8 protein-coding genes and 1 tRNA gene are annotated in these 12,425 nt (G+C 65.9%); 1 reads left to right on the forward strand and 8 read right to left on the reverse strand.

Annotated elements, in window-relative coordinates:
- Positions 1 to 108: 108 nt before the first annotated feature.
- The 8 genes from typA to scpB all read right to left on the reverse strand — a co-directional run bounded on the left by typA (position 109) and on the right by scpB (position 11,807).
- Positions 109 to 1,932, reverse strand: coding sequence for a translational GTPase TypA (gene typA, locus I6I07_RS30405; RefSeq protein ID WP_006393682.1), 1,824 nt, complete (start codon positions 1,930 to 1,932; stop codon positions 109 to 111).
- The gene (gene truB / locus I6I07_RS30410) at positions 1,929 to 2,678 is read right to left on the reverse strand and encodes a tRNA pseudouridine(55) synthase TruB (protein WP_035360110.1); all 750 of its coding nucleotides are present in this window, start codon (positions 2,676 to 2,678) and stop codon (positions 1,929 to 1,931) included. The genes typA and truB overlap by 4 nt, the downstream gene beginning before the upstream one ends.
- A gap of 39 nt (positions 2,679 to 2,717) precedes the next feature.
- The gene (gene rbfA / locus I6I07_RS30415) at positions 2,718 to 3,119 is read right to left on the reverse strand and encodes a 30S ribosome-binding factor RbfA (protein ID WP_006388333.1); all 402 of its coding nucleotides are present in this window, start codon (positions 3,117 to 3,119) and stop codon (positions 2,718 to 2,720) included.
- A 23-nt stretch (positions 3,120 to 3,142) separates the two neighbouring features.
- Complete coding sequence (gene infB, locus I6I07_RS30420; protein ID WP_198484869.1) at positions 3,143 to 6,193, reverse strand: translation initiation factor IF-2; 3,051 nt, start codon at positions 6,191 to 6,193, stop codon at positions 3,143 to 3,145.
- A gap of 92 nt (positions 6,194 to 6,285) precedes the next feature.
- On the reverse strand, positions 6,286 to 7,764 hold the full coding sequence (gene nusA, locus I6I07_RS30425; RefSeq protein ID WP_006396231.1) for a transcription termination factor NusA: 1,479 nt from the start codon (positions 7,762 to 7,764) through the stop codon (positions 6,286 to 6,288).
- Positions 7,761 to 8,267: a ribosome maturation factor RimP gene (gene rimP / locus I6I07_RS30430; RefSeq protein ID WP_116521256.1), complete on the reverse strand. Its 507-nt coding sequence runs from the start codon at positions 8,265 to 8,267 to the stop codon at positions 7,761 to 7,763. Before rimP ends, nusA begins: the two co-directional genes overlap by 4 nt.
- Positions 8,268 to 8,769: 502 nt before the next feature.
- Complete coding sequence (gene rluB, locus I6I07_RS30435; RefSeq protein ID WP_198484870.1) at positions 8,770 to 10,563, reverse strand: 23S rRNA pseudouridine(2605) synthase RluB; 1,794 nt, start codon at positions 10,561 to 10,563, stop codon at positions 8,770 to 8,772.
- Between the two features lie 35 nt (positions 10,564 to 10,598).
- Positions 10,599 to 11,807 carry an SMC-Scp complex subunit ScpB gene (gene scpB, locus I6I07_RS30440; RefSeq protein ID WP_198484871.1) on the reverse strand — a complete coding sequence of 403 codons (1,209 nt, stop codon included), beginning with the start codon at positions 11,805 to 11,807 and terminating at the stop codon, positions 10,599 to 10,601.
- 68 nt (positions 11,808 to 11,875) lie between these two features.
- Here scpB and I6I07_RS30445 point away from each other — a divergent pair.
- A tRNA-Met gene (locus I6I07_RS30445) sits at positions 11,876 to 11,952 on the forward strand.
- The last annotated feature ends 473 nt before the right edge of the window (positions 11,953 to 12,425 follow it).

The following is a 12,425-nucleotide window of genomic DNA, read 5'->3' on the forward strand; positions in this document are numbered from 1 at the left end:
CGCGCCGCCGGTCGATCACCAACCGGCGATCGACGAAAAAAAGCCGCACACCCCGAAAGGTGTGCGGCTTTTCCGTTTTCAGCCGCGGGGCACGAACCCCGCTTCGCCTCAGACGGCGGATTCGCGCGCGGCGCGCTTGCGGTCGTTTTCCTGCAGGTGACGCTTGCGCAGGCGGATCGACTTGGGCGTGATTTCGACCAGTTCGTCGTCGTCGATGAATTCCACGGCGTATTCCAGCGACATCTGGATCGGCGGCACCAGGCGCACGGCTTCGTCGGTGCCCGAGGCGCGCACGTTGGTCAGCTGCTTGCCCTTGATCGGATTCACGACCAGGTCGTTGTCGCGGCTGTGGATGCCGATGATCATGCCTTCGTACAGCGCATCGCCCGGGTTCACGAACATGCGGCCGCGATCCTGCAGCTTCCACAGCGCGTAGGCCACGGCGTCGCCGTTGTCCTGGCTGATCAGCACGCCGTTGCGGCGTTCGCCGATCGAGCCTTCCTTGATGGGCGCGTATTCGTGGAAGATATGGCTCATCAGGCCGGTGCCGCGCGTCAGCGTCAGGAACTCGTTCTGGAAGCCGATCAGGCCACGGGCGGGGATCAGGTATTCCAGGCGGGTGCGGCCACGGCCGTCCGGCTGCATGTCCTGCAGATCGCCCTTGCGGCGGCCCAGTTCTTCCATCACGCCGCCCTGGTGGGCGTCTTCGACGTCGATGGTCAGCGACTCGAACGGCTCGCACTTCACGCCGTCGACTTCCTTGAACACCACGCGCGGACGCGACACGGCCAGCTCGTAGCCTTCGCGGCGCATCGTTTCCAGCAGGATCGTCAGGTGCAGTTCGCCGCGGCCCGACACTTCGAACACGGTGTCGTCGCCGGTGTCGCGCACGCGCAGCGCCACGTTCGACTTCAGCTCGCGGTCCAGGCGGTCGCGCAGTTGGCGGCTGGTGACGAACTTGCCTTCACGGCCGGCCAGCGGCGAGGTGTTGACCATGAAGTTCATGGTCAGCGTCGGCTCGTCGATGCGCAGCATCGGCAGCACTTCCTGCGTCACCGGGTCGGTCACGGTGCAACCGATGCCCAGGTCTTCGATACCGTTGATCAGCACGATGTCGCCGGCTTCGGCTTCATCCACCACGATGCGCTCCAGGCCGTGGAACTTCAGCACCTGGTTGATGCGGCCGCGGCCGCCCTGGCCGTCGGGGCCGAACTTGTACGCCACATCCATGCCGGGACGCATGCGGCCGCGGTTGATGCGGCCCACGCCGATCTTGCCGACGTAGCTGTTGTAGTCCAGCGAGATGATCTGCATCTGCAGCGGGCCGTTGGGATCGTCGTCACGCTGCGGCACGTGCTGCAGGATGGCTTCGAACAGCGGGCGCATGTCGCCTTCGCGCACGTCCGCGGTCAGGCCGGCGTAGCCGGACAGGCCCGAGGCGTACACCACCGGGAAGTCCAGCTGCTCGTCGGTCGCGCCCAGCTTGTCGAACAGGTCGAAGGTGGCGTTGATGACGAAGTCGGTGCGGGCGCCCGGACGGTCGACCTTGTTGACCACCACGATCGGCTTCAGGCCCAGGGCCAGCGCCTTGCGGGTCACGAAGATCGTCTGCGGCATCGGGCCTTCGACGGCGTCGACCAGCAGCAGCACGCCGTCGACCATCGACAGCACGCGCTCGACTTCGCCACCGAAGTCCGCGTGCCCCGGGGTGTCGACGATGTTGATGTGCGTGCCTTCGTATTCAACGGCACAGTTCTTGGCCAGAATCGTGATGCCGCGTTCTTTTTCCAGGTCGTTCGAGTCCATGACCCGTTCGGTCAGCGCCTGGTTTTCGCGGAAGGTGCCGGATTGGCGCAGCAGCTGGTCGACCAGGGTGGTTTTACCGTGGTCCACGTGGGCGATGATGGCGACGTTGCGCAAGGCGCGAGTCATAGCGAGTCCTTTAAGGTGGTGGCGGGCAGCAAGCCCGCCGGCAATTCGTTCAGTGCAAGCAATGCCTGCTTGGGGTCTGGCATCGCCTGCAAGGCATCCAGCGCAACGGCGCGTTCCAGAGAAAATGGCCCGACGTGCGTGCGCCGCAGCGCCGCCAGGTGGGCGTAACAGCCCAGCGCGCGCCCGATGTCCTGGGCCAGCGTCCGGATGTATGTGCCTTTACTGCAAGCCACATCGATCTCTGCCTGCGTCCCGTTCAGGGACAGCAGCTCGATGCGGTAAATCGTAATCTGCCGCGGCGGGCGTTCCAGTTCGATGCCCTGGCGCGCGTATTCGTACAGCGGCTTGCCGTCGCGCTTGAGCGCCGAATACATGGGCGGAATCTGCTCGATCGTGCCCGAGAAACGTGACAGCGCTTCGCGCAGGGCCTGTTCCTCGACCACGAAACCGGGCGCGGCGGTGGACACCACGTTGCCGGTCAGGTCGCCGGAATCGGTTTCCTCCCCAAATTGAAGCGTAGCGCGATATGCCTTGTCGGCGTTGAGCATCGCGCCGGAAATCTTGGTTGCCCGGCCCATGCAGCACACCAGCAGGCCGGTGGCGAAGGGGTCGAGGGTGCCGGTATGGCCGGCTTTCGCCGCGTCCATGGCACGCTTGGCGCGTTGCAGCGCGTGGTTGCTCGACAAACCTACGGGTTTGTCGAGCAACAGCACACCGTCGAGCGCAAGCCCGCGTCGTTTAGCCATCGTCGGAATCCGGAAATTAAAGCAGTGACGACAGCCCGATCAGGACTGGTCTTCAGGTTCGTCGGGCACGCCCGAGTGCGGGCCGGGCCGGTTTGCGCGGTCGATGAGGATCGACATTTCGATACCACGGGCAATCTGCTCGTCGTGGAAGAAGCGCAAAGTGGGGACAGTGTGAATGTGCAGCAGCTTGTACAGCTGGGAGTGCAGCCAGCCGGCCTTCTCGTTCAGCAAGGCGGTCGCGGCCTCGGGCTCGGCGCCCAGGACCGTGAAATACACCTTGGCATGCGCGTAGTCGGTCGACAGTTCCACACCGGAGAGCGTGATCAAGCCAGCGCGGGTCGTGTCGATCTCGCGCTGGATGATCCCGGCCAGATCCTTCTGGATCTGGTCGGCCAGTCGCAGATTGCGACCGGGGATGGCTTTGGACTTGTGACGGCTCATTAGAAACAATGCCTCGCGACGCCTTACAGCGTACGCGCGATTTCCTTGATTTCAAAGACTTCCAGCTGGTCACCCACCTGGATGTCGTTGTTGCCGCGCAGCGTAAGACCGCAATCGAAGCCCGACTTGACTTCCTTGACGTCGTCCTTGAAGCGGCGCAGCGAATCGAGCTGACCGGTCCACTGGACCACGTTGTTGCGCAGCAGGCGGACCTGCGAATCGCGACGCACCAGGCCGTCGAGCACCATGCAACCGGCGATGTTGCCGATGCGGGAGATGCTGTAGACCTCGCGGATCTCGACCAGGCCGATGATCTCTTCCTTCTTCTCGGGCGCCAACATGCCCGACATGGCTGCCTTCACTTCGTCCACGGCGTCGTAGATGATGTTGTAGTAGCGCACGTCGATGCCGTTGGTCTCGGCCAGCTTCTTGGCGCTGGCTTCGGCGCGGACGTTGAAGCCGATCACCACGGCGTTCGAGGCGATCGCCAGGTTGATGTCGCTTTCCGAGATGCCGCCCACGGCCGCGTGCACCACTTGCACACGGACTTCGTCGGTCGACAACTTGGTCAGCGACTGCACCAGCGCTTCCTGCGAACCCTGCACGTCGGTCTTGACGATCAGCGCCAGGGTCTGGGTGCCTTCGCCCAGGTTGTCGAACATCGATTCCAGCTTGGCGGCCTGTTGGCGTGCCAGCTTGACGTCGCGGAACTTGCCCTGGCGGAACAGCGCGATTTCGCGCGCCTTGCGCTCGTCGGACAGCACCATCAGCTCGTCGCCGGCGGCCGGCACTTCGGTCAGGCCCTGGATTTCCACCGGGATCGACGGGCCGGCGGCCTGGATCGGCTTGCCGTTCTCGTCGAGCATGGCGCGGACGCGGCCGAAGCTGGCGCCAGCAAGCACCACGTCGCCACGGTTCAGCGTGCCGCTCTGGACCAGGATGGTCGCAACCGGGCCGCGGCCCTTGTCCAGGCGGGCTTCGATCACCAGGCCCTTGGCGGCCGAGTCGACCGGAGCCTTCAGTTCCAGCAGTTCGGCTTGCAGCAGCACGTTCTCGAGCAGCGCGTCGATGCCCTCGCCGGTCTTGGCCGACACCGGCACGAACGGCACGTCGCCGCCGTATTCTTCCGGCACCACTTCCTCGGCGACCAGTTCCTGCTTGACGCGCTCGGGGTTGGCGCTGGGCTTGTCGATCTTGGTCATGGCCACCACCATCGGCACGCCTGCGGCCTTGGCATGGTGGATGGCTTCACGCGTCTGCGGCATCACGCCGTCGTCGGCCGCGCAGACCAGGATGACGATGTCGGTGGCCTTGGCGCCACGGGCACGCATGGCGGTGAACGCCTCGTGGCCCGGGGTATCCAGGAAGGTCACCATGCCACGCTCGGTTTCCACGTGGTAGGCGCCAATGTGCTGCGTAATGCCGCCGGCTTCGCCCGCGGCAACCTTGGCGCGGCGGATGTAGTCCAGCAGCGAGGTCTTGCCGTGGTCGACGTGGCCCATCACGGTCACGACCGGAGCGCGCGGCAGCTGTTCGGCTTCCGACACGCTGGCGGTTTCATCCAGGAAGGCTTCCGGATCGTCGAGCTTGGCGGCGATCGCCACGTGGCCCAGTTCCTCGACCACGATCATGGCCGTTTCCTGGTCCAGCACCTGGTTGATGGTGACCATCTGGCCCAGCTTCATCAATTGCTTGATGACTTCGGCGGCCTTGACGGACATCTTGTGGGCCAGGTCGGCCACGCTGATGGTTTCCGGCACGTGCACTTCACGCGCGATGAATTCCTGCGGCGCCGGCTCGTTGCGGCGGTCGTTGTGCTGGTTGCGGCCACCGCGGCCGCCACTCTTGCCACCGCCCTTGCCGCCGGCACGCCAGCCGTCACGGCTGGCCGGCGCCGCCGGCTTGTCGGCCGGCTTCTTGCGCGAGGCGTCATCCGACCAGGTCGAGGCGACCTCGGCCGTCTTGATGGTCTTCTTGGTGCCGGGCGCGGCGGGCTTGGCGTCCTTCTTGGCGCCAGGCGCGGCGCCGGGCTTGCCGGCCGGCTTGTGCAGCGTGCCCGAGATCGGAGCGGCCGCCGCGGGCGGGGCTTCCGGTTCGGGGGCGCGCAGCACCTTGCGCGGGCGGTTCAGCATCTCGCGCAGCGCGGCGGCTTCGGCCTCGGCGGCACGGCGGGCCTCGTCGCGGCCGGCGCCAGTGGCGGAGGCGGCGAGCGGCGGGCCGGCGCGGCGGTTGTCGGCGCGGTTGCCGATCTTGGCGGCGGGCGCAGCGGACTCGACCGGCTTGGCGGCGGGTTTGACGGGTTCAGACTTCGCGGCAGGCGGCACCTGGGCGACAGGCGCGGCGGCCTGGGATGACGATGGTTCGGACGTATTGGCTAGCACAACGGGTTCCGGCTTGGCTTCTTCAGCCTTGGGCTCGGTGGATTCAGTCTTGACTTCGGGCTTGGCCTCTTCGGCCACGGGCTCGGCAGGAGCGGGCGCCGACGTCGGTTCCGGTTCAGGCTGGGCCTGGACTTCGGCGGCGGGAGCCGCGACGGGGGCGGGCACTTCGGCCGCGACGGATTCAACAGGCGCGGGCGCTTCAACCGGCGCGGGCGCTTCTACAGCAACGGGCTCTTGCACCGGGGCCGGAGCGGGAGCCTGGACCGGCGCGGCGTCGCGCGGTTCGACCGGCGCGGCCACTTCGGACGCGACGGGTGCGGACACCTGCTGGGCTTCTTCCGCGCCCGCTTCCTCTTCGGCGCGAGCGGCGGCGGCTTGCTCAAGGGCGATTTCGGAGGGATCACGCTTGACGAACACGCGCTTCTTGCGCACCTCGACCTGGATGGTACGCGAGCGGCCGGTGGCGTCAGCCTGGCGGATCTCGGAGGTCTGGCGGCGCGTCAAGGTGATCTTCTTGCCTTCGGTCGCGCCGTGGGCGCGACGCAGCGATTCGAGCAATTTCGCCTTGTCGCTGTCGGTGACGGAATCGTCCACCGATTTGAGGTCAACGCCGGCCGAGCGCAGCTGTTCCAGCAGCACATTGGCAGGCATTTTCAGCTCGGTAGCGAACTGGGCGACGGTGTTACTCGACATTAGGCTCTCTCTTCCCTATATGCAGCTATTACAAACAACGTGAACATGCGGCGGACTTGACGGCCATCCGCCGCAGACCCGTGTCCTTTTGGTTATTCTTCATCGAACCAATGGGCGCGGGCACGCATGATGAGGTCGCTGGCTTCCTGCTCGGTCAGGCCGGCGATTTCCGCCAGCTCGTCCGTCGCCAGTTCGGCCAGATCATCACGCGTATGCACTTGACGCTCGGCCAGCTTGGCGGCCAGTTCGGGCGTCACGCCTTCGAGTTCGAGCAGATCCTGCGCCGTTTCAAGGCGCTCTTCCTGGGCGATGGCCTCGGTCAGCAGCGCATTGCGGGCACGGGCGCGCAACTCATTGATGGTGTCTTCGTCGAACGCCTCGATCTCCAGCAGTTCCTGCATGGGGACGTAGGCGATTTCCTCGATACCGGTGAAACCTTCGTCGATCAGGATGTCGGCGACTTCCTCATCGACGTCCAGCTTGTTCATGAACGTGGTGCGCAGGCCCGAACGCTCGACTTCCTGGCGGTTCAGGCTTTCTTCCGGCGTCATGATGTTGATCTGCCAGCCGGTCAGCTCGGAAGCCAGGCGCACGTTCTGGCCCTTGGCGCCGATCGCCTTGGGCAGGTTTTCCTCGTCGACCACCACGTCCATCGCGTGCTTGTCTTCGTCCACCACGATGGACTCGACGTTGGCCGGCGCCAGGGCGCCGATGACGAACTGCGCGGGATCTTCCGACCACAGCACGATGTCGACCTGCTCGCCGCCCAGCTCGTTGCGCACGGCGGTCACGCGCGAACCGCGCATGCCGACGCAGGTGCCGATGGGGTCGATACGCTTATCGTATGCCACCACGGCGATCTTCGCACGCACGCCGGCGTCGCGAGCGGCCGCCTTGATCTCGAGCAGGCCCTGCTCGATCTCGGGCACTTCATTCTCGAACAGCTGGCGGATGAACTCGGGCGAGGTGCGCGACAGGATCACCTGCTGGCCGCGGGCCGCATGGTCGACGCGCAGGACGAAAGCGCGGACGCGGTCGGCGACCCGGAGGTTTTCCTTCGGGATCATTTCGGAGCGCGGCAGGCGCGCTTCGATCTTGCCGGTCTCGATGATGGCGTCGCCCTTGTCCATGCGCTTGATGGTGCCGGACACGATGGTTTCGCCGCGGTCGAGGAAGTCGTTCAGGACCTGCTCGCGCTCGGCGTCACGGATCTTCTGCAGGATCGCCTGCTTGGCGGCCTGGGCGCCGATACGGCCGAACTCGATCGGCTCGAGCGGTTCCTCGATGTACTCACCCACCTGGATGTTGGGCACGATCTCGACGGCGTCCGACAGCATTTCCTGCTTGTCGGGTTCTTGCAGGCCCGCTTCGTCGGGCACCACCAGCCAGCGGCGGAAACCTTCGTGGTCACCGGTTTCACGATCGATGGCAACACGAATGTCCGCATCATCCTTGAAGCGCTTTTTCATGGCCGAGGCCAGCGCGCTTTCCAGCGCCCCGAACACGACATCACGCGTGACGTTCTTTTCACGCGCCAAGGCATCGACCAACAGAAGAATTTCGCGACTCATCGCTTTTTGCCCTTGAAATCCAGAACGGGGTCCAGTTTTGCACGCTCGATATCCTCGACCGTGAAATTCAACACCTGGACTTCGTTCTTTTTTGCCTCAAATTCGAGACCGAACACGGTCTTGTGCATCCCAGCCGCGGCGTCCGGAGCTGCGGGCGCGTCTTCCTCGGGCACGGTCAACGTGCCGGAAAAGACCTTGCGTCCGTCCAATGCCTCGCGCAGCTTGATCTCGATGCGTTCGCCTGCGAAACGGCGGAATTCGGCCTCGTTGCGCAGCGGGCGATCAATGCCCGGCGAACCGACTTCCAGCCGCTTGTAGTCGATGTTCTCGACCTCGTACACCCGCGACAATTGGCGGGACACTTGCTCGCAGTCTTCGATGCGCACACCGCCGACCCGATCGATCGTGACGCGCAAAAGGCCCAGCGCGGCACGTTCGACGTCGACGAGTTCGACGTCCATGCCGGCCAGTGCCTCTTCGGTCAATGCGAATAAATCAGCCATATACTCAAAAAAAATGGGCTGCACGCCCAGCCCACCGTATTGCACAGTGCCCAGCCGCCACCCTACTGCACGTAAGGAGCAATGCTGGGCAGTGCCCTATATTGCGACCTAAATTTCGGCTCGCGCCGCCCTTGCGACGCACCCGCCAACTCAGCGAGGGCAGTCAGCCCAAACCCGTTTCACCGAGACCACCTGCGCCGCAAAACCACTGCGACCACATGGGCTCCAGCCATGAAACCGGCCAACGGCCCATCTGACGCCCCGTCAGCGACCCGCCTGCCCAGACAGTCCGTACAACCCGCGCAGCCATGAAAAACGCCGCATGAGCGGCAAAGCAACGGCGCGAACCGACAGGCCAACGGCGTTAACGGACAGACGCGAAGCCATGAAAACCATTGATTTTACCAGATAAACCGGAAAAACGCCTGATTCGTCACGGGCTTACGCTTATGTGGGACGGATCGAGCCAGCGGCGCCGCGCGGACGCCGCTCCGGCGGGGGTTTAGCGCCCCCGGCCGCCCCGGCCACCCATCACGCCCAGGCGCGACTCATGGGCCGATGCGCCGCGAGGCTGCCAGTCGTCGCCACGCGGCGACGCCGCATTACGGGCCGCGCGCGGCTTGCCGCCGGCGCCCGGACCCTTGTTACCGCCACCCGCGCCACCGCCACCGGCGCGCGGACCGTCAGCCTTGTTGCCGCCACGGCCGGCGCCCGCCGGCTTGCCACCGCGAGCGGCATTGCCGCCACGCGCGGCCGGCTTGCCGCCGCCACCCGCCTTGCCACCCGCCGGCTTGCGACCGGCGCCCGCCGGCGCATCCACCGCACCCGTCGCCGCGGCCGGACCATTGGCGGCTGCGGCGCGCGCGCCGCGCGGCTTGCCGCCGCCGCCCGCCTTGCCACCCGCACGACCGCCCGGCTTGCCGCCGCCACCCGTGCCACCACCCGCCGCGCCGCGGCCACCCGCGGGCTTGCCGCCCTTGCGGTTGCCGGCGGCTTCGCCCGCCAGGGGGTGACCGTTGGCGTAGCCGCCGGCGATCATCAGGCCAGTACCAAAAGGATCGGACGGACACGCCGCCGCCTGGCCGGCGCTGCCGGCACGGCCGCCCTGGATCTTGCCGCGGCGGCCGATACGGGCGCCGTTCATGCCATTGCGATCCATCGTGCCGAAGCCCGGAGGCAAGGCGCTGTCATGCGATTGCGGCTGCTTGGAACGGCGGCGGTTGCCGCCGGATTCGTCGTCTTCACGCAACAGGCCCAGCTGCACCATCAGCGCGGTGACCAGCGAGGCGTCGAGTTCTTCCCAGCGGCCACGGCGCAGCGTGCGCGGCAGCACCACATCACCGAAGCGGGTGCGGATCAGTCGGCTGACCGTCACGCCCACCGCCTCGAACATGCGGCGCACTTCGCGGTTGCGCCCTTCCTGCAGGGTCACGCGGTACCAGCGGTTGCTGCCGTCGCCGCCCAGGTAGTCGAGCGCGCCGAACGCGGCCACGCCGTCTTCCAGCTCGATGCCGTCGACCAGCGACTGGCGCTGCGCCTCGTCCATCTCGCCCAGCACGCGCACCGCGTATTCACGCTCGGTGCCGTAACGCGGGTGCATGATGCGGTTGGCCATGTCGCCCGAGGTCGTGAAGATCAGCAGGCCTTCGGTATTCAGGTCGAGGCGGCCGACCGACAGCCACTTGCCGGTGCGCAGTTTGGGCAGGCGCGCGAACACGCTGGCGCGGCCGCCCGGATCGTCATGACTGACGATCTCGCCGGCCGGCTTGTGATACAGGATCACGCGCGGCGGCTTCTTGGTGTTGGTGCGCATGATGGGCTTGCCATTGACGCGCACCTGGTCGTTCGGGGCCACGCGCTGGCCAATATGGGCCGGCTCGCCGTTGACCGACACGCGGCCGGCGACGATCAACTCTTCCATCTCGCGGCGCGAGCCGATGCCGGCGTCGGCCAGCACCTTGTGCAGCTTCGGCATCACCGCTTCGCTGTTCAGGTACTTGCCCAGGCGCTGCTCCATGCGGTCAGCGGTTTCCAGGTACGACAGGGCCTGCTCGGCTTCCTGCTCGCCCCCACGGCTGTCCGCGTTGTCGGCGGCAGCCTGGGCGGGCGCGGCGGCCTGCCCTTCGGCAGCCGGCGCCTGCTCGGCGGCGGCGTCGCCGCGACGGCGGCGGAACGGGGTGCGCAGCTTGCGGCCACGGCCGCGGGCCTCGCCTTCGGCGGCCGGCTCGCGGCCAGCGGAGGCTTCCGCCGGCGCATTGGAAACGGCGTCATCCGGACGGGGATTGTCGTCCTGCATTGCTGTATTCGTTGTCACTGGGACAGCTCCGAATTTCAAACTTGGGGAGGCCTGCCGGTGGCAGGCGCATCATCATCGGGGGACTCCGGTTCGCGCTCAGCCTCGGGCTGAGCGGAATCCGGCTCGGCAGGCTCCGCCACGGCGGAGCCGGTATCAGGCTCAAACGGCCCGGCGCCAGGCACCAGGGGTTCGGCCTCGTCTATCGGTTCGGTCGGTTTCGCGCTTTCCGCGTGCTCGACAAGTTCATCCGCGGCGCCGGATTCGGCGCGTGCGTCGGAACTGCCAGTCTCTGCGGGGTTTTCGGACAACCCGCTATGCGCCTCTTGGGCGACATCCACACCCGGCGCATCGGCTTCATCGAAGCGCCCGGCATTCTCGATGCCCACGGATGGCGCATCGGACAAGATTTCGGCTTGCGCCCGGACGGTGGAATCGTCGGCGGGAATCGCGTCTTCTTCTGAGCGCGAAAGCGGGGATTCTACGCCATCATCCGCCGCGATGGGGGCACCGTCGTCCGAAACAGACAATTCCGCCTCTGGAATACTGGCTTGCACGCCCGCCTCGGCAAGGGTGCCCTGCCCTTCGCCATTATCGGCGACGGCAGCAGTTTCTGCACCCTCGGCGGACTCTGTGCCCTCGGCGGAATCAACGCCTTCGGCGGCGTCGGCGGCGTCCGCCAACTGCTGCACTTCGCCCAGGTCCAGGCCAGCCAGCGCGGCGGCGGCATGCGTGGATTCCAGCGCGGGCAATTCGTCCAGCGCGCGCAGGCCGAGGTCATCGAGGAACTGGCGCGTGGTGCCGAACAGGGCCGGACGGCCCGGCGCATCGCGGTGGCCAATGACTTCGATCCAGCCGCGGTCTTCCAGCGCCTTCACGATGTTCGACGACACGGTCACGCCGCGGATGTCCTCGATGTCACCGCGCGTCACCGGCTGGCGCCAGGCCACGATGGCCAGGGTTTCCATCACCGCGCGGGAGTACTTCGGCGGCTTCTCGGGATTGAGTCGTTCCAGGTAGCGCTGCATGTGCGGGCGGCTCTGGAAACGCCACCCCGTCGCCAGCTGCACCAATTCCAGGCCGCCATCGGCCCAGTTGTTCTGCAGCGTTTCCAGCAACGTGCGCAAGGCGCTGTTGTCGAATTGTTCATCGTCCCCGAACAGCTTGCGCATTTCGGACAGTTGCATCGGCTGCACCGCGCAAAGCAGCGCGGTTTCCAGCACGAGTATCGCCTCGCTATCGTTCATCGAGATTCAAATTCAAAAAGGGCTAACTTGCGTTAGGTTGAAAATAAGGCTACTATTCTTTTCTCAGACGCGGGGTGGAGCAGTCTGGCAGCTCGTCGGGCTCATAACCCGAAGGTCGTAGGTTCAAATCCTGCCCCCGCAACCAAATTGATCAAGGCCTGGCGAATGCGCCGGGCCTTTTTCATTTGCGGCCGGCACGTTGAAAACAAATACGTTGAAAACACGCAGGGCGCCATCAGCCAAGGCGAGCCCACGCCAGGCAGCGACCCGCGCAGCCGCCCGAACCACGCCATGGGCGGGACGGCTACAGACAGCGCTGGTTTGCGTATTTCTCACGAGAATCCTGTATTTACCACCAACCGCCGCGGGCTCGCGCGGCGATACTCACGCCATTCAAGATGGGCTGCGCGCAGCCCCCGGCCATGGCGGGGACAAATCCATCAGCGACGGATTCGTTCAAGCAAAATCTGGAAAGCTGGCAAATGCGCCAACACGCCTGCGGAACACGCCACCATTTGGCGCCATTCCCGCGGCAACCGACATTGCGGTAATCGATATTGCGGTATTCGAGATCAAGGACCTGAATCGTCAGGCATCGGCCAATGGCACCCTGCGCCT

The organism is Achromobacter deleyi, from assembly GCF_016127315.1.
GTDB classification, from domain to species: Bacteria; Pseudomonadota; Gammaproteobacteria; order Burkholderiales; family Burkholderiaceae_B; genus Achromobacter; species Achromobacter insuavis_A.

Coding starts and splice junctions, on each gene's coding strand:
- typA (WP_006393682.1), bottom strand. CDS start 1,932: ATGACTCGCGCCTTGCGCAACGTCGCCATCATCGCCCACGTGGACCAC.
- truB (WP_035360110.1), bottom strand. CDS start 2,678: ATGGCTAAACGACGCGGGCTTGCGCTCGACGGTGTGCTGTTGCTCGAC.
- rbfA (WP_006388333.1), bottom strand. CDS start 3,119: ATGAGCCGTCACAAGTCCAAAGCCATCCCCGGTCGCAATCTGCGACTG.
- infB (WP_198484869.1), bottom strand. CDS start 6,193: ATGTCGAGTAACACCGTCGCCCAGTTCGCTACCGAGCTGAAAATGCCT.
- nusA (WP_006396231.1), bottom strand. CDS start 7,764: ATGAGTCGCGAAATTCTTCTGTTGGTCGATGCCTTGGCGCGTGAAAAG.
- rimP (WP_116521256.1), bottom strand. CDS start 8,267: ATGGCTGATTTATTCGCATTGACCGAAGAGGCACTGGCCGGCATGGAC.
- rluB (WP_198484870.1), bottom strand. CDS start 10,563: ATGCAGGACGACAATCCCCGTCCGGATGACGCCGTTTCCAATGCGCCG.
- scpB (WP_198484871.1), bottom strand. CDS start 11,807: ATGAACGATAGCGAGGCGATACTCGTGCTGGAAACCGCGCTGCTTTGC.